This window comes from Clostridioides sp. LIBA-6622 (genome assembly GCF_056716095.1).
On the sequence record NZ_CP196998.1, the window covers coordinates 783,343 to 804,685 of the forward strand.

General features: G+C 30.7%; 16 protein-coding genes. 14 read left to right on the plus strand and 2 right to left on the minus strand.

Annotated elements, in window-relative coordinates:
* Window positions 1–179 precede the first annotated feature (179 nt).
* Window positions 180–1,631 (minus strand): aminoacyl-histidine dipeptidase, encoded by a 1,452-nt coding sequence (locus ACTG47_RS03895; RefSeq protein WP_054269240.1) that lies wholly within the window; start codon window positions 1,629–1,631, stop codon window positions 180–182.
* Between the two features lie 319 nt (window positions 1,632–1,950).
* Here ACTG47_RS03895 and ACTG47_RS03900 point away from each other — a divergent pair, with 319 nt between their 5' ends.
* From ACTG47_RS03900 to ACTG47_RS03915, 4 genes are all read left to right on the plus strand, one after another.
* Window positions 1,951–4,329 (plus strand): endonuclease MutS2, encoded by a 2,379-nt coding sequence (locus ACTG47_RS03900; protein WP_479926195.1) that lies wholly within the window; start codon window positions 1,951–1,953, stop codon window positions 4,327–4,329.
* Window positions 4,330–4,350: 21 nt separating this feature from the next.
* The gene (locus ACTG47_RS03905; RefSeq protein ID WP_479926196.1) at window positions 4,351–4,764 is read left to right on the plus strand and encodes a 2-thiouracil desulfurase family protein; all 414 of its coding nucleotides are present in this window, start codon (window positions 4,351–4,353) and stop codon (window positions 4,762–4,764) included.
* A 189-nt stretch (window positions 4,765–4,953) separates the two neighbouring features.
* Window positions 4,954–6,654, plus strand: coding sequence for an arginine--tRNA ligase (argS, locus tag ACTG47_RS03910; protein ID WP_479926197.1), 1,701 nt, complete (start codon window positions 4,954–4,956; stop codon window positions 6,652–6,654).
* Window positions 6,655–6,907: 253 nt separating this feature from the next.
* Window positions 6,908–7,831: a hypothetical protein gene (locus ACTG47_RS03915; protein ID WP_479926198.1), complete on the plus strand. Its 924-nt coding sequence runs from the start codon at window positions 6,908–6,910 to the stop codon at window positions 7,829–7,831.
* 4 nt (window positions 7,832–7,835) lie between these two features.
* Here ACTG47_RS03915 and ACTG47_RS03920 read toward each other — a convergent pair whose 3' ends face one another.
* The gene (locus tag ACTG47_RS03920; protein ID WP_003418305.1) at window positions 7,836–8,042 is read right to left on the minus strand and encodes a hypothetical protein; all 207 of its coding nucleotides are present in this window, start codon (window positions 8,040–8,042) and stop codon (window positions 7,836–7,838) included.
* Between the two features lie 135 nt (window positions 8,043–8,177).
* On the opposite strand from ACTG47_RS03920, the gene ACTG47_RS03925 reads away from it, so the two are divergent.
* The 10 genes from ACTG47_RS03925 (at window position 8,178) to ACTG47_RS03970 (ending at window position 21,311) form a co-directional block, all read left to right on the plus strand.
* On the plus strand, window positions 8,178–9,932 hold the full coding sequence (locus ACTG47_RS03925) for a B12-binding domain-containing radical SAM protein (protein ID WP_479926199.1): 1,755 nt from the start codon (window positions 8,178–8,180) through the stop codon (window positions 9,930–9,932).
* 17 nt (window positions 9,933–9,949) lie between these two features.
* Window positions 9,950–11,092: a tetratricopeptide repeat protein gene (locus ACTG47_RS03930; RefSeq protein WP_479926200.1), complete on the plus strand. Its 1,143-nt coding sequence runs from the start codon at window positions 9,950–9,952 to the stop codon at window positions 11,090–11,092.
* Between the two features lie 471 nt (window positions 11,093–11,563).
* Window positions 11,564–12,475, plus strand: a complete 912-nt coding sequence (locus ACTG47_RS03935; RefSeq protein ID WP_169469576.1) for a bifunctional enoyl-CoA hydratase/phosphate acetyltransferase — start codon at window positions 11,564–11,566, stop codon at window positions 12,473–12,475.
* Between the two features lie 605 nt (window positions 12,476–13,080).
* On the plus strand, window positions 13,081–15,000 hold the full coding sequence (gene cooS, locus ACTG47_RS03940; RefSeq protein ID WP_021383498.1) for an anaerobic carbon-monoxide dehydrogenase catalytic subunit: 1,920 nt from the start codon (window positions 13,081–13,083) through the stop codon (window positions 14,998–15,000).
* Window positions 15,001–15,286: 286 nt separating this feature from the next.
* On the plus strand, window positions 15,287–16,066 hold the full coding sequence (locus ACTG47_RS03945) for an ATP-binding protein (RefSeq protein ID WP_479926201.1): 780 nt from the start codon (window positions 15,287–15,289) through the stop codon (window positions 16,064–16,066).
* A gap of 239 nt (window positions 16,067–16,305) precedes the next feature.
* Window positions 16,306–17,982 (plus strand): formate--tetrahydrofolate ligase, encoded by a 1,677-nt coding sequence (locus ACTG47_RS03950; RefSeq protein ID WP_169469574.1) that lies wholly within the window; start codon window positions 16,306–16,308, stop codon window positions 17,980–17,982.
* Window positions 17,983–18,086: 104 nt separating this feature from the next.
* Entirely contained in the window at window positions 18,087–18,719 is a 633-nt protein-coding gene (locus tag ACTG47_RS03955; protein WP_054269252.1) for a cyclodeaminase/cyclohydrolase family protein, read from the plus strand.
* A gap of 91 nt (window positions 18,720–18,810) precedes the next feature.
* Window positions 18,811–19,683 carry a bifunctional 5,10-methylenetetrahydrofolate dehydrogenase/5,10-methenyltetrahydrofolate cyclohydrolase gene (locus ACTG47_RS03960; protein WP_479926202.1) on the plus strand — a complete coding sequence of 291 codons (873 nt, stop codon included), beginning with the start codon at window positions 18,811–18,813 and terminating at the stop codon, window positions 19,681–19,683.
* A 36-nt stretch (window positions 19,684–19,719) separates the two neighbouring features.
* Window positions 19,720–20,394 carry a methylenetetrahydrofolate reductase C-terminal domain-containing protein gene (locus tag ACTG47_RS03965; protein ID WP_479926203.1) on the plus strand — a complete coding sequence of 225 codons (675 nt, stop codon included), beginning with the start codon at window positions 19,720–19,722 and terminating at the stop codon, window positions 20,392–20,394.
* A gap of 35 nt (window positions 20,395–20,429) precedes the next feature.
* Window positions 20,430–21,311: a methylenetetrahydrofolate reductase gene (locus ACTG47_RS03970; RefSeq protein ID WP_169469568.1), complete on the plus strand. Its 882-nt coding sequence runs from the start codon at window positions 20,430–20,432 to the stop codon at window positions 21,309–21,311.
* The last annotated feature ends 32 nt before the right edge of the window (window positions 21,312–21,343 follow it).

Genomic DNA, 21,343 nt, shown 5'->3' on the forward strand with positions numbered 1-21,343 from the left:
AAAAAATCTATCAAAGAAAAATAGTAGTAAAATAATAAAGCCTAATGACAAATATAAAAATGCATCATTAGGCTTTATTCCTATAAATTATTGTAATATTAATTTATAGACTAAGTTTAATATAGATTTATTTATAATCTATATTTGTATCCAAGACTTAATCTAAATAAAATTTAGATTTAATATTGGTTCATAGATTTTAGTATTTCTATAACATAATCCCAAACATTAGCTATAGAAGGGATACTAACATGTTCATTTGGAGTATGAACATCAAACATATCTGGTCCTATAGAAATAGCTTCAGCATGAGGAAGTTTATCAAGTAATAATCCACACTCAAGACCAGCATGTAGAGCCATAACAGTAGGAACTTTACCAGTTAATTTTTCATAAGTTTCACTACATATTTTTTCTAATTTAGAACCTTTTTTGAATTCCCAAGCTGGATATTGAGAAGTAAGACCATAATCAGCACCTAAAGCTTGAGCTAAAAGTCTTATTCTATCTGCTATTTCATCTCTAATAGACATAACAGAACTTCTAACAGAAGTTAAAAATTCAATAGTAGATTCTTTAGTTTCAATTATAGCGAAGTTAGTAGAACTTTCAACTAATCCTTCTATATCAAGGCTTACAGATTGAACACCATGAGGAGTTAAGCTTGACATTTGAACAACTTTTTCTTTGCAATCTTTAGCAAGAACTTTTTCTACAGAAGTTTCAGCTACTGAATAAGTCATACCAGGGTCAGAAGTAGTGAACTCATGTTTAAATGCAGTTAAAATTTCATTTATTTGTTTTTTAGCAACTTCAACATCAGCTTTATTAACAGCTATTACACACTTAGCTTCACGAGGTATAGCATTGTGCTTAGTTCCACCATCAACTGAAGCTAAATCATAATCAACATCTAATACACTTAATACTCTAGCGATTGCTTTATTAGCATTTGCTCTTTGTAAAACAATTTCCATACCAGAGTGTCCACCTAATAGTCCAGTAACTTCAACTAATAAACCTTGTTTGTCAGCTTCAACTTCTTTGTATTCAACAGGTAAACTAACAACACAAGTTTTACCACCAGCACAGCTAACTAATAAGTATCCTTCCTCCTCGGAGTCCATATTTAGGATATATTGACCTTTAATTAAGCTAGGCTCTAATGCATCAGCACCATTCATACCATCTTCTTCATTAACAGTAACTAAAACTTCTAATGCTGGATGCTCTAAAGTGTTGTCTTCTAATATAGCCATACCCATAGCAACAGCTATACCATTGTCAGCTCCTAGAGTAGTTCCAGTAGCATATATCATGTCACCATCGATTCTTAATTTTATAGGGTCTTTAAGAAAATCATGTTCAACATTCTTTTCTTTTTCACAAACCATATCCATATGTCCTTGAAGAACTACACCTGGACAATTTTCATATCCCTTTGTAGCAGGCTTTCTTATTATTATGTTTAAGCTTTCATCTTGAATAGTTTCAAGACCTAAATCTTTACCAAAGTTAAGTAAATAATCACTTATACCTTTTTCATTTCCAGAACCTCTAGGAATTTGAGATATTTTCTCAAAGTTTTTAAAAACATTTTCTGGTTTTAATCCTTCTAATACATTTCCCATGACTCATGTTCCTCCTTAGTTTATCTATATAAGTAGCTATTCTTTAAAAACATGCTAAAATAAACCACTTTAAAAATATTAAAGAAGATTTTTTAACAGATTATATTACAAATAAAGCATGTTTATGTATAATATATAGATAGCTACATACATAGTATAATACAAAATATGTTTAAAATATATCTAAAAGAGAAAAAATATAATAATTTTACAAATGAAAAAGAAATAAAACTTGCAGTTTTTATTGGAAATGCTTGAAAACATACATTTTTAAAATTAAATAAAAAAGTTAAAATATCGAGGATGGTGAATATAGAAAATGAATGAGAAATCGTTAAGAGTTCTAGAATACAATAAAATAATAGACTTATTAAAGAAGAAAGCCTCATCTTCTTTAGGTCTAAAATATATAGAAAATTTAGTTCCCAATACTGATTTTATAGAAGTAAAATCAATGCTAGAAGAAACTAGTGAAGCTCAATCAATTATTATAAAGAGAGGTTCAGTAGGTTTGGAAGGTATTTATGATATAGAAGACAAGGTAAAGAGAGCCTATATAGGAGCATCTCTTGACCCAGGAAGTCTAATTATGATAGCAGATACTTTAAGAGTAGCTAGGAGATTGAAAAATAGTCTATCCAGCAGTGATGAAGAAGATTTCAATTATCCAATAATACAATCTCTATCAAATTCTCTGTATGTGTATAAAGACATAGAAGACCAGATATATAATGCGATAATTAGTGAAGTAGAAATATCTGACAATGCTTCAAGTACACTTAGAGATATCAGAAGAAGAATATCTCAAAAAAATCAATCCATTAGGTCTAAACTAAATTCAATAATAAGTTCAACTACTTATCAAAAATACTTACAAGATGCCATAATTTCTCTAAGAGGTGATAGATTTGTAGTACCTGTAAAAGCTGAATATAGGTCGCAAGTAGCTGGTATAGTACATGACCAGTCATCTTCTGGTGCGACACTTTTTATAGAGCCAATGACTATAGTAGAGATGAATAATGAGTTGAGACAGTTGAAATTAGGAGAGCAAGAAGAGATAGAAAGAATTTTATCAGAACTTTCTGCTATGGTTGGAGAAGTGAGTGAACACTTAACTTCTAATCAAGAGATACTAGGGAGATTGGACTTTGCATTTTCAAAAGGAAAACTTTCTATACAAATGAGAGGTATAGAACCAACTTTAAATGAGGATAAGTATTTAAATATAAAAAATGGAAGACATCCTTTGCTAGATAAGAAAAAAGTAGTAGCAAATACGATTTATTTAGGAAGAGACTTCCACACATTAGTAATAACAGGTCCAAACACAGGAGGTAAGACCGTTACAATAAAAACTGTGGGGCTATTTGCACTTATGACACAAAGTGGACTTCATATACCTGCTGATTATGGGAGTAGTATGTGTGTATATGATAATGTATTTGCGGATATAGGAGATGAGCAAAGTATTGAGCAGAGTTTATCAACATTTTCATCTCATATGACGAATATAGTATCAATACTACAAAACGTAACAGCAGACTCTTTAGTTATATTTGACGAATTAGGAGCAGGGACAGACCCTGTTGAAGGAGCTGCCCTTGCAATAGCAGTATTAGAAGATATAAATTCTGTAGGAGCTAAATGTATAGCAACTACTCACTATAGTGAGCTTAAAAACTATGCTCTTACTAAATCTGGTGTAGAAAATGCAGCGGTTGAGTTTGATATAGAAACTTTAAGTCCAACATATAAACTACTTATAGGTGTTCCAGGAAAATCGAATGCTTTTGAGATTTCTAGAAAACTTGGACTAAGCGACTATGTAATTTCACGTGCTAAAGAATATATAAATACAGATAACATAGCTTTAGAAGATGTATTACAGAATGTTGAAAAGAATAGAATCAAAGCAGTAGAAGACAGAGAAGAAGCTGAAAGACTAAAAGAAGAGATTGAAAGACTAAAAGAAGAGTATGATGAAAAACTTGAAAAGTTGATTAGCCAAAGAGATAAGATGATTGAAAAAGCTAAGTCAGAAGCCTTTTCAATTATAAGACAAGCTAAAGAAGAAGTAGACCTTATAATAAAGGAACTTAGAAATCTTGAGCAGGAAAGAGCTTCAAAAGAAAAGAATCGTAAGATAGAAGAACTTAGAAAAGAATTGACTAGTTCTATGGGAAGTCTTCAACCAACAGTAAAAAGTATGATAGTTCCAAAGGTTTCAAATAAAGAGATAAAAGACCTAAAGCCAGGTGAAGAAGTTAAGGTAATAACTTTAAATCAAAATGGTAGTGTGGTTTCAGTGGATAAAAAGAGAAAAGAAGCAGTTGTACAAATTGGTATAATGAAGATGACTCTACCTTTTAAGTCTTTACAAAAAACTCGCAAGGATGTTTCAACAAATGTAACTAAATCAACAAGAAATATCATAAGGTCAAAATCTGGTAATATAAAAAATGAAGTTGACCTTAGAGGATTAAACTTAGAAGAAGCTATAATGGAAGTTGAAAAATACCTTGATGATGCATATGTGGCAGGATTAGAATCTGTAACAGTAATACATGGAATAGGTACAGGAGTACTAAAAGCAGGGCTACAAGATATTTTAAGAAGAAATAGACATGTAAAATCACAAAGAGGTGGTCAATATGGAGAAGGTGGAGCAGGAGTAACGATTGTTAAACTAAAATAATTTGTATGGGAGCACATTTTTATGATATTAGTATCTGCATGTTTAATAGGAATAAATTGTAAATATAGTGGCGATAATAATGAAAATGAAAAAGTTAAGGAATATTTAAAAGGCAAAGAATTTACACTTGTGTGTCCAGAACAGTTAGGTGGTCTATCTACACCAAGACCACCTGCTGAGATAGTTGATAATAAGGTAATTACCAAAGATAATAAGGATGTGACAGAAAACTTTGTAAAGGGTGCTAAAGAGACTCTAAAAATAGCAAATTTATATGTATGTAGCGAAGCAATATTAAAAGAAGGTAGTCCATCTTGTGGGTGTAATTTAATTTATGATGGTAGTTTTTCTGGTAAAAAAATCTCAGGAAAAGGTGTCACAGCAAAACTACTTGAAGAAGCAGGAATAAAAGTTAAAAGTGAAAAAGAGTTGTAGAAAATTAATAGAAGAATAAAAAATTGCATGTAAAAATAGTATTTTTAACGTAGGGATAATTAGTACAAAAGGTACAATTTTTAAAGTACTTTGCCATGTAATGAAATACTTGAAAAAACACGAAATTTGATTTAACATAAAGAGATAAGCACAATATAAACCAGGTACAATGTAGAGAGGAGCAACAAGATGCAAGATTTCAAGGTAGCAATATCAAATTGCCTTAAAGAAAAAATAGAAGATTTATCGAAAGAAGAGATAGAGGCACTTATAGAAGTTCCACCAAATAAGGACATGGGTGACTATGCTTTTCCATGCTTTAAATTAGCTAAAGTGTTTAGAAAAGCTCCAAACATGATAGCAAATGAATTGGCAGAAAGTATAGAACCAAGTGGAGAGATAACAAAGGTAATACAATTAGGTGGATATGTAAACTTTTTTGTAAATAAATCTCAATTAGCAGAAACTGTAATCAAAAAAGTACTAGCGGAAAAAGAAAATTACGGTCATAGTGATTTTGGTAAAGATAAAACTGTAATAGTTGAGTATTCTTCTCCAAATATAGCAAAACCTTTCCATATAGGGCATATAAGAACTACAGTTATAGGTAATGCCTTATATAAGATATATGACTCACAAGGATACAAGACTATAAGAATAAATCATTTAGGTGACTATGGAACTCAATTTGGTAAGTTAATAGTGGCCTTTAAAAAGTGGGGAGAAAAAGAAGTAGTAGAATCTAATCCAATCCCAGAATTACTAAAATTATATGTAAGATTCCATGATGAGGCTGAACAATATCCAGAAATGGAAGATGAAGCAAGAGCATGGTTTACTAAATTAGAAAATGGCGACGAGGAAGCAAAAGAATTATGGCAATGGTTCAGAGATGAGAGTTTAAAAGAATTTAATAGAGTATATAAGCTTTTAGATATAGAATTTGATTCTTTGGCAGGGGAAAGCTTCTATTCTGATAAGATGGGTAAAGTTATTGAGTTATTAGAAGAAAAAAATCTTCTAATAGAGTCTAAAGGTGCAAAGATTGTTGATTTAGAAGAATATAAAATGCCACCAGCACTTATTACTAAGAATGATGGTTCAACATTATATATGACAAGAGATTTAGCTGCTGCAATATATAGAAAAGAAACTTATAATTTTGACAAATGTATATATGTAGTTGGTTCTCAACAAAACTTACATTTCCAACAATGGTTTAAGGTAATTGAGCTTATGGGATACGATTGGGCAAAAGATTTGACTCATGTTGGATTTGGTATGGTAGCTCTTGAAGAAGGGACTATGTCAACTAGAAAAGGAAGAGTAGTATTTTTAGAAGACGCTTTAAATCAAGCTATAGATAAGACTAAAGACATTATACTTACTAAAAATCCAAATGCTAAAAATGTAGATGAAATATCTAAACAAGTAGGTGTTGGTGCAGTAGTATTCCAAGAATTGTCCAATAGTAGAATTAAAGACTACACATTCTCATGGGAAAGAACATTAAGCTTTGATGGTGAGACTGGACCATATGTTCAATATACACATGCGAGATGTTGTGCAGTTTTAAGAAAAGCAGAAGAAGAAATAACTTCTGATATAGATTATAGTCTGTTAGCTGATGAAGATAGTGCAGAAGTTCTTAGAGTTATAGAATCATTTAACAAAAATATTTTACTTGCTCTAAAGAAAAATGAACCACATATAGTGACTAGATTTATGTTAGATTTGGCTCAAGCGTTTAATAAATTTTATCATGACAATCCAATTTTAGTAGAAAATTTGGAAATTAGAAAAGCGAGACTTGCATTAGTTTTAGCTACAAAACAAACTTTAGAGAATTCCTTGAAACTGTTGGGAATGCACGCTCCTGAAAGAATGTAATACGATAAAATGTTGAAATAAAAAGAATAAAATTGAACTTAGTACGCAATTTGTATAACTGTAAAATATAGGGATGTCGAAAACTGATGCTTTACATATAAAAAAGTAGTATCGTATAATAATATATAGATAGTAGATTACAATGATTTTTGTACACTACTATCCCCCTATATATGACAGCTTCTTAAACGGGCTGTCTCTTTTTTTTTAATGGCAAGATATTTAGATTCAATTTTTTAGAAAGGATATATTTATGAATGATGAATTACTAAAAAAAGTCTATACATCTTCCTTTAGCAGTGCAAGTAGGGCTCTTAAAGATTTAATTATAATAAATACAAAATCCTTAATAGATGATAAAACGCAAAGATGTGTATATATAGACGAAAATAGACTGAGAGATGAACTTATTTACTATAGATTTTATGGAGAGAAAATAGGGACTATTAATTTTTTAAATATTTTATTACCATTAATTTTATCGAATACTAATATCCAAAAAAGTGAGGATGAGGTTGTTAGATTAATAAAAAGATATGTGAATTATTTTAAAAAAGAAGAATCTTTATTTGATTATTTATTAGGTTCTGTGGCGTATAATTCTGTTATGCACAATCTTATAAATAATAGTAAAATAGAATATGTCGAATTACTACAGAGTATTAAAGACAAGATAATAGGATTTTCTATAGAATTAGACAAATCAGATATTGTAAAATTTCAGATGGCAAGGATTAAAGCAATACAATTAATTGATAAATATATTGATTCAAAGTTTGAAGAGTATGATGAAGAAAGTGTTCTATTAAACGTGTTAAACGTCTTATATGATGTATATATGCAAGATAGAGCTGTAGAAAATGAAGGAATTAAGAGTATAAAAAAATCTATATTATCCATTTTGGGTGAAGATAGTGAATTAAATGAAGATAATATAGATTTCATTTTTTCTATGTCGGAATATGTTGTTAAATTGAGAAAATATAAAATTGGAGTTAAGGCATACAATAAAAAAATAGATCCAAAAAGTCTTATAAGACTTGAAGAAGGTAATACTATAATAGACCCCATATTTAATCAAATAACAGTTATGTCAAAAACCTTTAATGATAACATATTAAGCATAAAAATAAATTCTAAATCAGGTATTCATATATTGAAATTTAAAAAGGTTTAGGCTATCAGAGTGTGCTATTTTTCTCTAGATAATCCAGAAAATCTTTTTCCTTAGTGTCAGTTAAAAAACATAATTCCTTTACAATATTATTTCTAAGGTCGATGAAATCACTAATTTGAGTATTTTCATTAGTGTATTCAAGAGACTTTATAATAAGTAGTAGATCTCTTTTTGATAAAGAGTTGATAGATACTTTTTCAATTAATTCCATAAAAAACTTCCTTTCCTCACATTACTTGAAATTAATAAATTAATTATATAGATATTATTAAAACTTTACATATACTATTCTAACCTATAAGGGGTACAAAAAGACAGTATAATATTAAAAAGAGGTGAGAAATATTTGAAAATTTTATTAACAACATTAAATTCTAAGTTTATTCATACAAATTTAGCTATAAGATATCTAAAAGAATTTGTAAGAGATTTGATAGAAGTTGATATGAAAGAATATACAATAAATAATGATTTGGACTATATTTTAAAGGATATATACAAAAACGAGTATGATATAATATTATTCTCCACATATATTTGGAATGTGGGAGATATAGTTAAGCTTTGCGATAATCTGAAGAAAATTAGACCTAATACTAAAATAGCTTTGGGCGGACCAGAAGTTAGTTATGATAGCTATGAGGCAATGAAAAAGTATGATTTTGTGGATTATATACTTTATGGAGAAGGAGAATTAATTTTTAAAGACTTAATACTTCACTTACAAGGTAAAAAAGAAATAAACGATGTAAATGGACTTGTATATAGACAAGGCAATGAGATAATAGTGAATAAACCGATGGAATTACTTCAGAACTTGGACGAGATTCCTAGCCCTTATGAAAATTTAAATCCAAAGGAATATGAAAACAGAATAGTGTATTATGAATCATCAAGAGGTTGTCCTTTTAACTGTCAGTATTGTTTATCATCTACTATTCCAGGTTTAAGATATTTTAGCTTAGATAGGATAAAAAGTGATTTGAAAGCTTTAATAGATGCAAGGGTATCACAGATAAAGTTTATTGATAGAACCTTTAATGCAAATAAAAAAGTGGCTATGGAAATTATGGATTTTCTTATGAAAAATGATAATGGATATACAACTTATCATTTTGAAGTTACAGCGTATTTGATAGATGATAAGATGCTTGAATTTTTAGCTGATTGTAAAGAAGGTCTTTTTCAGTTTGAAATAGGGGTACAATCTACAAATGAAAAAACACTTGATGCAGTAGGTAGAAGGGATGATTTTAAAAAATTGTCTCATGTTGTGCAGACTGTAGCATCTTATAGAAATATACATCAGCACTTAGATTTAATTGCAGGGCTTCCTTATGAAGATTATAAGAGCTTTGAGAATTCCTTTAATGATGTATTTAATTTAGGTATAGAGCATCTACAATTAGGTTTTTTAAAGATGATTAAAGGGACAGGCATGAGAAAAGTGGCAGATGAACATGGTTTTAAATATAAAGATTATGCTCCATATGAATTTTTATATAATAATTATATAAGTTATGAGGAGACATTGAAGTTAAAGGATATAGAGGATATATTGGAGAGATATTACAATTCTAAAAATTTTGTGCTATCTATGAGATATATTATAGGGAGATTTTATAAACAAAGTCCTTTTAAATTCTTTGAGACTTTTGCCAAGTATTTCGATGAAAATGGATACTTTGATTTAGCACAAGGAAAGAATCAACTGTATAAAATATTGATGGATTTCTATAATCAAAATATAAATGTAGATAATGATGTATTCAATGATATATTAAAGTATGACTATATATCACTGGGAAAAACATCAAATACACCACAGTTTTTTAATAAGTTAGATGTGGATGATTTTAAGAATAGATGCCATGTATTTTTACAAGATAATGATAACTTATCAACATATTTACCTAATTTTGTTGATAAACCAGCTAAACATATAATAAAATATGTTCATTTCGAGCCATTTAAATTCAATGTTGTGGATTTAAAAAGTGATATAAATATAGAAATAAGAAAAGAAAAAAATATAGTCTTGTTTGAATATGATGATAAAAAAGTATTTGAGAAATCTAAAACTCATAAAGTAGAGATTTAAATATTTAGGAGGAAAAAATGGATTTTAAAATAGAAAAATATTTGCTAAAAAAGGCAGAGGAACTAGCTTTTATTACTATAAAGCATGGTGGAGAGTTTAAATTAAAGAGTTATGATGTCCCAAAAGGTGGGTTAGATGTACCTATAAAAAATGAAGTATTGGTAAAAGGAATAAAAGAAAAGACTGCCCAAGATAAGTTGAACTCAATGTCTATAGCAGATGCTATGATATATATAATTGGTGTAGATAGTAAATTTAAAAACAATGGAGAATATGAAAAGTTTTTAAATGCTTTATCTAAAGATATTAATCTGGACTTAAAGGCGTATATGGGATATATGTCAAGAAAATACTTTGAGATTGGCGAACATACAGATTCTTTAATATATATAAAAGCATTTATAACAATGTATCCAGATGATTTAGATGCAATGTATAACTATGCAATAGTTTGCCAAGAGATAGCAAAACAGTATCAAAAAGATATGGATGAGAAGGCAATGAATGCATTTTTACTTGAAGCAATGGCTAAACTTGAGAATATAATCTATGTTGATGAGAATTTTGCATTAGGTTATTACCATTTAGGTTATCATTATTATAATCAAGGTCAATATCTAAAAACTAAGCTAACTTGGGAAGATGCATTAAGACTTGGATTAGATGCTGATTTGGTGGCGGAGATACAAGATAACTTAGGAAAGATGGACTTTAAAGTTCAGTATGAAGAAGGATATACGCTTGTATTCCAAGGTAAATTTAAAGAAGGATTAGAGAAACTACTTCCATTAGAAGAAGAACATATGGATTGGTGGAACTTGTTGTTCATGATAGCACTTGGATATAAGGGTATGGGAGAGATAGAACAGGCTGAGATGTATTTGGAGAAGATATTGATAATAAAGCCTAAGCAAGTAGATGCTATAGTGGAATTAGGGCTTTGTGAAGCTTATAAAAATAATCTAGATAAAGCGATAGAGTATTTTGAACAAGCTGCTAAGATAAAGGAAGACCCAGAAATACTTTGTAATTTAGGTATGGCTTATTTAAATAATGGTGATATTGATGATGCGACTTACTATATAGAAAGAGCTTATGAATTGAATCCGCAAGATGAAATTACGATTGCTTGTTTAAAAGAGCTTGGAATAAATAAGTAAGGTAATAGTAAATTTTATAAGTATATGCGAATACTCCATCTTAAAAAATACTAAGATGAAGATGAAATACTTAGATATGCTAATGTAAATATTTTAGATATGTTAATCTAAATATAAGTATAAAAAGTATGTGTTTATAGTTGATTTTGACTATAGGCACATACTTTTTTATTGTTATGTGTAAAGATACATGTGAAACAAAATGGAATTAGAACATTAGTAAATCAGTATCATATAAACTCAATTAAAAATAAATAGAAATAAAAAAATTGATTTTATATATATATGGATACATATAAATAAAACTAAGCTATGGACAGTAATATAACATGAATATTAAATCAACATAAATTTGGGATATTAACCAAATTTTTAGTTGTATCAATTCTTTGTAACATAAAAAATAAATTGGGAAAAGAGATAATAAATATGGTATTATTTAGTTAAATATATATAAGGGAGGGGTTACTTTTGATAAAGAAATTAGATGATATTTTAGAGCAACTTAAGGGAGGAGAGAAAATAGTACTTTCTGTAGCAGCAGCTCATGACAAAGAGGTTTTGATGGCAATAAAAGATGCTGTAGAAAGAAATATAATTACTCCTATATTAGTTGGAAATGAAGAAAAAATAAGAGACATATCAAAAGAAATAGGATTTGATTTAAATGGTATCAGAATAGTGGATAAGGATGATATCAAAGATTGTGCAGAAATAGCAGTTAAACTAGTATCAAGTAAAGAAGCTGATTTTGTAATGAAAGGATTATTAGATACATCAGTTATCTTAAAAGAAGTGTTAAATAAAGACTATGGTCTTAGAACTGATAGTTTATTAAGCCATGTAATGGTATATGAGTTAGAAAGATACCATAAATTACTTATAACTACGGATGGAGGTATGAACATAGCTCCTGATTATGAGCAAAAGGCAAAAATATTAAAAAATTCAATAAAAGCTGCAAAAGCTTTAGGTATGGAAACTGTAAAAGTTGCATGCTTAGCAGCTAAAGAAAAAGTAAATCCTAAGATGCAAGCTACTGTAGATGCAGATATGTTAGCGAAGGCTTGTAAAGAAGGAGAATTTGGAGAAAATGTAATTGTAGAAGGTCCTTTAGCTTTTGATTTAGCTGTTTCAAAAGAAGCTAGTGAAATAAAGGGATTTAAGAGTGAAGTATCTGGTGATGTAGATATTATGTTGGTTCCAACAATTGAGGTTGGTAATGGAATAGGGAAAGCCTTTACATATATGGCAGACTCTAAATCAGCAGGTATAATCATGGGTGCAAAGGCTCCTATAGTTTTAGTATCAAGAGCTGATTCACATGAATCTAAATTATATTCTATTGCATATGGTGCTATCGTAGCTAAGAGTATGAAATAAAATCAAACGTATAAAATAAATGAATAAAAATAGAAAAATAAGTCAAAATGTCTAAATTAATCCGATATTAAAAAAATTTTATATAAAAAATAATTATGGCTTCAAATGAATATATACAAATGTTCAATTTGAAGCTATAATTAATATTAAAGTAGGAAAAGTAAAAAAATTCAAAAAAATTAGTCCAAAAAATGCTATTCTAAGAAGTTTTTACTAATTGAGTTTAGGGAGTAAAAATCTGTAACAAGTCCAAAAGCAATGAAAAATAATAAATACACAATCAATATATAAAAACAAAAAAATGAATAGAAATAATTCAAACTTGATTTAAAAAAAATCAAAACATAATTTAATTAAACTAAAGCATCAAAAAATGGGTTTAAGTATTAAAAAATAGCCAAAAATAGGAAGTAAAATTAACTTAAATTAGGTACCAAAAATTAAATTTTTATGTATTATCTAATTTTGTTAAAAAAATATTTAAATCTAAAGCAAAGTGTTGGAAATTAGTATATAATCAACTTAGAAAGCATTTATTTTATTATTTTATGACATGAAGTCAGTCACCTGGGGGATTTTAAAAATCAAAAAAAGGGGATAGGAATATGGATGAAAAAATGTTAACAATTGATTTAAACAGCCAGAAGATGATAGCAAAAGCTAGAGAAGAAGGCGTAGAAACAATGTATGATAGAAAAGAAGGCTTCAAGGCACAATGTGGTTTTGGTCTTCAAGGTGTTTGCTGTAGAATATGTGGAATGGGACCATGTAGAATAAGTCCTAAAACTCCAAGAGGGTTATGTGGAGCAGATGAACATACTATAGTAGGTAGAAACTTTGCAAGAATGGTTGCTGGTGGGACAGCTGCCCATTCAGACCATGCTAGAGATATCGCACATACATTAGCATTAGCTGATCCAAATGGAAACTATAAAATAAGAGATGAAGCTAAGTTAATAACTTTAGCTAAAGAATGGGATGTAGAGACAGAAGGTAGAGATATCTATGATGTAGCACATGAAGTGGCAGAAATTGCATTAATGGAGTTTGGGAAGCCTTTTGGAACATTAAGATTTATAAAAAACGCACCAGAACCAAGACAAAAAATATGGAAAGAATATGCTATAGAACCAAGAGCTATAGATAGAGAAATTGCAACAATAATGCACTCTACTCATATAGGATGTACTGGTGATATAGATAGTTTAATACACATGAGTCTTAGAACTTCTATGGCTGATGGTTGGGGCGGTTCTATGATAGGTACTCGTCTAAGCGATATTTTATTTGGAACTCCAGTGCCAAGAAGAACAGAGGCTAACTTAGCAGTATTAGAAGAAAATAAAGTTAATATAATATTACATGGACATGAGCCAGCATTATCAGAAATGATAGTTTTAGCTTCAGAAGAGCCAGACTTAGTAGCTTTAGCTAAAGAAGTTGGAGCTGATGGAATAAACTTAGCTGGTATGTGTTGTACAGGTAATGAGATTACAATGAGACATGGTGTAAGAATAGCAGGAGACTTCCATCAACAAGAACTTGCAATAATAACTGGAGCAGTTGAAGCTGTAATAGTTGACGTTCAATGTATATTCCCTGCATTAGCTAGAGTTGCAGATTGTTACCATACTAAATTTGTAACAACTTCTCCAAAAGCTAAAATAACAGGTTCAACTTATATTGAATTTAGAGAAGAACAAGCACTTGATGATGCCAAAGCAATAGTTAAAGAAGCTATTTTAAACTTTAAAAATAGAGATAAATCAAAAGTACTTATACCTGAATTAAAATCAGGGGCAACAGTTGGGTATAGTGTAGAAGCAGTAGTAAACCAATTAGATAGAGTTGTAAACTCTCATATAGACCCAGCAGGAACAGTTAAGCCATTAACAGACTGTTTAAAATCTGGAGTATTAAGAGGAGCAGCTGGTGTAGTTGGATGTAACAATGCTAAAGGAGTTTCAAATGAGGCTCATGTAACAATAATGAAAGAATTAATTAAAAATGACATAATAGTAGTTACTACAGGATGTGGTGCTTCAGCAGCAGCTAAATTTGGTTTAATGGAAACTGATGCAGCAGAAAAATATGCAGGTAAAGGTCTTGCAACTGTCTGTAAACTAGTAGGAATCCCACCAGTACTACATATGGGTTCTTGCGTTGATATAAGCCGTATATTAGATTTAGTTGGAGCAGCAGCTAATTACTTAGATATGGATATGTGTGACCTTCCAGTTGTAGGTATAGCTCCAGAGTGGATGTCAGAAAAAGCAGTTGCTATAGGATGTTATGTTGTAGCTTCTGGTATAGACACTTATTTAGGAATAATGCCTCCAATAACTGGTTCTTCAAGAGCAGTAGACATATTAACTAGCGAATTAAAAGATAAAGTTGGAGCAACATTTACTGTAAATACTAATCCAAAAGAATTAGCAGCTACAATAATAGAAGATATAGAGAAAAAACGTGTTCACTTTGAAGCATTAGTTGAAGAAAAAATGGCAGAAAAGGCTGAAGCTTAAGAGAGATAGAAAGCATAGAAAAAACGATTTTATAAGAAATTTTATGGATGAATAAAGTTAAATGTTAAAGCAAAGAACATCGGAATATAACGAATATACTGAATAAATAAAATATAAACAATATAATGAAGAATAATAAAACTATACATGCTGCTTTGAAAAGCTAGTAAGGTAAATGTAATTGGTTCCTGTAAGGACTAGCTGTAGTTTATTTTTAGTGTACAAAAAATAAACAACTATAAATTAACTGCATAAAAAGCAAATAGTAATAAAGGTGGTAAGGATTATGAAGATAGCAATAACAGGTAAAGGTGGAGTAGGTAAAACGACTTTTTCTTCAATGCTCTCTAGGATGTTTGCTGAAGACGGATACAGAGTTGTTGCTGTTGACGCCGACCCGGATGCTAATTTAGCTTTAGCACTAGGTTTTCCAAAAGAAGTATATGAATCAATAGTACCTATATCAGAAATGAAGAAATTAGTTTCAGATAGAACAGCTGCTTCTGTAGGTTCCTTTGGAAAAATGTTTAAGATGAATCCTAAAGTGGATGATATCCCTGAAAATTTCTGTAAAGAATATAATGGAGTAAGATTACTTACTTTAGGAACAGTAGATTCTGGTGGTACTGGATGTGTATGTCCAGAGCATGTTCTTTTAAAAAGATTATGTTCACATTTAATACTACAAAATAAAGATGTAGTTGTTATGGATATGGAAGCAGGAATTGAACATTTAGGAAGAGGAACAGCTCAAGGTGTAGATGCTTTTATAGTAGTTGTAGAACCAGGGGAAAGAAGTCTACAGACTTATAGAAAAGTTAAAAAACTTGGACACGATATAGGAGTAAATAAGGTATTTGTTGTAGGTAATAAAATTAGAAATAAGGAAGATGAAGAATTTATAATTCAAAACTTAGAAGATGGAGAATCTTTAGGATTTATTTATTACAATCAAGATGTTATAGATTCTGATAGAGCAAATCAATCTCCATATGATTCTAGTGAAACAACAAAAGCACAAATTAAAGCAGTAAAAGATAAATTAATGTCACTTAAAGATAAATAGAATTTTGATTTGGGATTTTAGGTTGGTTAAAGGTTAGACATAGGTAATAGATAGGTAATAAATAAGGAATTAGATAAATAACTAGCTATTAAGTTTGAATATTTTAATAGCTTAGTAGCTAGTTTTTAAGTAATTTTACATGTATAATTATCTTATAAAATATAATTTTTACATATTAATACAATTTTTGAAAAAAATTATATTTTAAATCTATTTAGGTTGTGGGAGGAGATTCAGTTATGGGATTTAAATCTGATATTGAAATAGCTCAAGAAGCTAAACCTCAAGATATTAGAGAGGTTGCAAAAAAATTAGGACTAGGTGAAGATGATGTAGAACTTTATGGTAAATACAAAGCCAAAGTTGACTACAATCTACTAAAAAGAGAGACTGGCAAAAAAGCTAAGTTAATATTAACTACAGCTATAAATCCAACTCCAGCAGGTGAAGGAAAAACTACTACTACTATAGGTGTTGCAGATGCATTTGCTAAGTTAGACCAAAATGTATTAGTTGCTTTAAGAGAACCATCTCTAGGACCAGTATTTGGTGTTAAAGGTGGAGCAGCTGGTGGAGGATATGCACAAGTTGTTCCTATGGAAGATATAAACTTACACTTTACAGGTGACTTCCATGCTATAGGAGCTGCTAATAACCTTTTAGCTGCTATGCTTGATAACCATATTCACCAAGGAAATGCTCTTAGAATAGACCCTAAGAAAATAACTTGGAGAAGATGTGTAGACATGAACGATAGACAACTTAGAAATATCGTTGATGGTATGGGTAAAAAAGGTGATGGAGCAGTTAGACAAGACGGATTTGATATAACTGTTGCTTCTGAGATAATGGCAGCGTTCTGTTTGGCAAGTGATATATCTGACTTAAAAGAAAGATTAGGAAACATAATAGTTGGATATAGCTACGAGGGTGACCCTGTAACAGCTAGACAATTAAAAGCTAATGGTGCTATGGCTGCATTATTAAAAGATGCTTTAAAACCAAACTTAGTTCAAACTCTTGAAGGAACACCATCATTTGTACACGGTGGACCATTCGCAAATATCGCTCATGGATGTAACTCTGTTATAGCTACAAGAATGGCTATGCACTTTGCAGACTATGTAATAACTGAGGCTGGTTTCGGTGCTGACCTTGGAGCAGAAAAATTCTTAGATATAAAATGTAGAATGGCAAACTTAAAACCAGATGCTGTTATAATAGTTGCTACTGTAAGAGCATTAAAATACAATGGTGGAGTTGCTAAAGCAGACTTAAATAACGAAAACCTAGAAGCTCTTGAAAAAGGACTTCCAAACTTATTAAAACATGTTGAAAACATAACTCAAGTATATGGATTACCAGCAGTTGTTGCAATAAACAGATTCCCACTTGACACTGAAGCTGAACTTAAACTTGTTGAAGACAAGTGTAAAGAATTAGGTGTAAATGTTGCTCTTTCTGAAGTATGGGCAAAAGGTGGAGAAGGTGGAATTGCAGTAGCTAAAGAAGTTCTAAGATTATTAGATGAAGAAGAAAATAACTTTAGATTCTGCTATGAAGATGATTTATCTATAAAAGACAAGATAAATGCTATAGCTACTAAGATTTATGGAGCAGATGGTGTAGATTATACTCCAGAGGCTGATAAAGAAATAGCTAATTTAGAAAAACTTGGATTTACTAAGGTTCCAGTATGTATGGCTAAGACTCAGTATTCTTTAACTGATGACCAAACTAAATTAGGTAGACCAACAGGATTTAGAATAACTGTAAGACAAGCAGCAATTTCAGCAGGTGCTGGATTTATAGTTGCACTTACTGGAGAAATTATGAAGATGCCAGGATTACCAAAAGTTCCAGCAGCAGAAAAAATAGATGTTGATGAAAATGGAGTAATAGCTGGATTATTCTAAGCACTTTAATTTATAAATAAAGAGTAGGAGATATCTTAAAATACTTCGTAAAATATCTCGAATAATTTGAGATATTTTCCTACATCCTTTCAAGGAGGATTATCATGAAAATAGCAGATAAAACTTGTGTTGATTTTGTAGAAGTACTATCTTCTAAAGAAGCAGTACCAGGTGGCGGTGGAGCTGCTGCACTAGTTGGTGCAATTGGTATGGCTCTAGGTAGTATGGTCTGTAATCTTACAATAGGAAAGAAAAAATATGCTGAATATGAAGAAAGCGTAAAAGAGATATTAAGTAAAGCTGGAAAACTAGAAAAAGATTTATTAAAAATGATAGATGATGATGCAGAATGTTTCTTACCATTATCAAAAGCTTACGGGCTTCCTAAAGAAACAGAAGAAGAAAAAAGAATAAAAGCAGAGACAATGGAAAAAGCACTTAAAGTTGCTTGTGAAGTACCATTAAATATAGTAAGAGTTTGCTATGAAGCTATTAAGTTACATGAAGATTTAGTTGATAAAGGTTCAAGACTTGCTATAAGCGATGTTGGTGTAGGAGTTCAATGTCTAAGAGCTGCTATACTTGGTGGACAATTAAATGTAGTTATAAATATAAATTCTATACAAGACAAGGAATATGTTGATAAAGTAAAAACAGAAGTGGATAAATTAGTTGAAGAAGGCGTAAAGACTTGTGATGAAGTTTATGCTAAAGTTGAAAAAGCTCTTGGAAAATAATTTTTAAATGACGAAAGTAAATACTATGTTGTTAATATGTGGTATATAGAATAAATTAATTTAAGTTTGCTTGTAGGGGAGTTGTGAATATATGGAAGGAATGTCAACTAAAGGACAAATTATAAAAGGAAAACCTGTAGCTGATAAAATTAGTGAAGAGTTAATAAAAGAAGTTGAGTTATTAGTAAAAGAAGGTATAAGTCCTAAGCTAACAATAGTTAGGGTTGGAGCAAGAAGTGATGATTTATCATATGAAAGAGGCGCACTAAAAAGATGTCAAAACATTGGTATAACAACAGAAGTGTTGGAATTAGCTGAAGATATAACTCAAGATGAATACATTGATGTATTAAAGAGAGTTAATGATGACAAAAATGTTAATGGTATATTATGTTTTAGACCTCTTCCAAAACACTTAAATGAAGAAGTTATAAAATATGTTATTGCACCAGAAAAAGATGTAGACTGTTTTAGTCCAATAAACTCTGCTAAAGTCATGGAAGGTGATAAGAGTGGATTCCCACCATGTACTCCTACAGCAGTAGTAGAAATATTAAAACATTATAACGTCGATTTAAAAGGAAGTAAGGTAACAGTTCTTGGAAGATCAATGGTTGTTGGGAAGCCAGTATCAATGCTTTTATTAAGTGAACATGCAACTGTTACAATATGTCACTCAAAAACTAAAAATTTATCAGGTGTAGCAGCAGACGCGGATGTATTAATAGCAGCTATTGGTAGAGCTAAGATGGTTGATGAAACTTTTGTTAAAGATGGAGCAGTAGTTATAGACGTTGGTATAAATGTTGATGAAGAAGGAAATTTATGTGGAGATGTTGATACAAATGCAGTTTTAGATAAAGTATCAATGATAACTCCAGTTCCAGCGGGGGTTGGTTCAGTTACAACATCTATACTTGCAAAACATGTAGTTAAAGCTTGTAAATTACAAAATAATAAATAGATATATATAAGTGGAAGGTTTAGGGGGGAAGTAGATATGATAATTTCTGAAAATAAACCATTAGAAGAAGTACTAGGGTACTTAAAGAATTTTGACAAGCTAGTTTTAGTTGGTTGTAATCAATGTGCAGCGACTTGTAAAAGTGGTGGAGAAGAAGAAGTTCTAAAAATGAAAGAAACTCTTGAAGGCGAAGGCAAAAAAATCTTAGGATATGTAATGCTTGACCCTGCTTGTAACCTTTTAAAGTCTAAAAAGGATTTAAAGGCTCTAAAAGAAGAGACTAAAGAAGCTGATGCAGTTTTATCTTTAGCATGTGGAGATGGTACACAAACAATAGTTAAGAACCTAAAAGATAAGCCAGTTTATCCAGCCAACAATACTTTGTTCATAGGGGAAGTACAAAGGGTTGGAGAATATGAAGAAGCTTGTAAAGCTTGTGGAGACTGTGAACTTGGTTGGACAGGTGGAATATGTCCAGTAACTATGTGTGCTAAAGGTCTTATGAATGGAGCTTGTGGTGGAGCTAAAAATGGTAAGTGTGAAGTAAATTCAGAGAATGATTGTGCTTGGATAAAGATATATGAAAGATTAGAAACTATAGGACAATTGAGCAATTTAGCAGAAATAAGACCACCAAAAGACTATTCTAAGCAAAATAATCCAAGAAGCTTAAGTGCAAAGAAAAAGAAAGAAGCAGCAGCAAATTCATAAAAGTTTTTTTTAGAAGGTTAAAAGGGGGATTAGAGATGAGCTTATTAAGAGAAACATTAGAAAGTGGAAAATTTGCAGTTACTACTGAAATGGCTCCTCCAAAAGGGACTGACCTTTCACATTTAATAGAATGTGCAAAGCCATTAGTTGGGAGGGTTCATGCAGCAAATGTAACAGACTTTCAATCAGCAGTTATGAGAGCAACTTCTCTTGCTACATGTAAATTACTAAAAGATGCTGGATTAGAGCCAGTTATTCAAATAACAGGGAGAGATAGAAATAGGATAGCTATACAAGGAGAAATGCTGTCAGCAGGCGTATTTGGGATAAACAATCTGTTGGCACTGACAGGAGACCATACTAGCGTAGGAGACCATCCACAAGCTAAGGGAGTCTTTGATTTAGACTCTGTTGGGATACTTCAAACTGCTGAGACTTTAATGGCAGGTACGGACATGGCTGGTAATAAATTAAAAGGTTCTCCAGATTTTTATCTAGGGGCATCAGTAACTCCAGAATATTCTCCAATAGAAGTTCAATTATTAAAAATGCAAAAGAAAATAAAAGCAGGAGCTAAATTTTTCCAAACTCAAGCACTTTATGACATAAATACAATGAGAAAGTTTAGAGAATTAACAAGGGATATGGATTGCAAGGTATTAGCAGGGATAGTACCTTTGAAATCACCAGGAATGGCCAAATTTATGACTGCAAATGTACCAGGAATATTTGTTCCAGATGAACAAATCGAAAGATTAAGAGCAGTTGGGAAAGAAAACTGGGCAAGCGAAGGAATAAAAATGGCAGGAGAACTTATCAAACAATTAAAAGAAGAAGATTTATGTGATGGTGTTCATATAATGGCAATTGGGGCAGAAGAGAATATACCTGCTATACTAGATGCCGCAGGTTTATAGTATTGTAATATTATAGATTATATAAGGTTTGG

Excerpts from the sequence above, each read along its gene's own strand:
- ACTG47_RS03895 (WP_054269240.1), bottom strand. The coding sequence starts at position 1,631 with ATGGGAAATGTATTAGAAGGATTAAAACCAGAAAATGTTTTTAAAAAC.
- ACTG47_RS03900 (WP_479926195.1), top strand. The coding sequence starts at position 1,951 with ATGAATGAGAAATCGTTAAGAGTTCTAGAATACAATAAAATAATAGAC.
- ACTG47_RS03905 (WP_479926196.1), top strand. The coding sequence starts at position 4,351 with ATGATATTAGTATCTGCATGTTTAATAGGAATAAATTGTAAATATAGT.
- argS (WP_479926197.1), top strand. The coding sequence starts at position 4,954 with ATGCAAGATTTCAAGGTAGCAATATCAAATTGCCTTAAAGAAAAAATA.
- ACTG47_RS03915 (WP_479926198.1), top strand. The coding sequence starts at position 6,908 with ATGAATGATGAATTACTAAAAAAAGTCTATACATCTTCCTTTAGCAGT.
- ACTG47_RS03920 (WP_003418305.1), bottom strand. The coding sequence starts at position 8,042 with ATGGAATTAATTGAAAAAGTATCTATCAACTCTTTATCAAAAAGAGAT.
- ACTG47_RS03930 (WP_479926200.1), top strand. The coding sequence starts at position 9,950 with ATGGATTTTAAAATAGAAAAATATTTGCTAAAAAAGGCAGAGGAACTA.
- cooS (WP_021383498.1), top strand. The coding sequence starts at position 13,081 with ATGGATGAAAAAATGTTAACAATTGATTTAAACAGCCAGAAGATGATA.
- ACTG47_RS03945 (WP_479926201.1), top strand. The coding sequence starts at position 15,287 with ATGAAGATAGCAATAACAGGTAAAGGTGGAGTAGGTAAAACGACTTTT.
- ACTG47_RS03950 (WP_169469574.1), top strand. The coding sequence starts at position 16,306 with ATGGGATTTAAATCTGATATTGAAATAGCTCAAGAAGCTAAACCTCAA.
- ACTG47_RS03955 (WP_054269252.1), top strand. The coding sequence starts at position 18,087 with ATGAAAATAGCAGATAAAACTTGTGTTGATTTTGTAGAAGTACTATCT.
- ACTG47_RS03960 (WP_479926202.1), top strand. The coding sequence starts at position 18,811 with ATGGAAGGAATGTCAACTAAAGGACAAATTATAAAAGGAAAACCTGTA.
- ACTG47_RS03965 (WP_479926203.1), top strand. The coding sequence starts at position 19,720 with ATGATAATTTCTGAAAATAAACCATTAGAAGAAGTACTAGGGTACTTA.
- ACTG47_RS03970 (WP_169469568.1), top strand. The coding sequence starts at position 20,430 with ATGAGCTTATTAAGAGAAACATTAGAAAGTGGAAAATTTGCAGTTACT.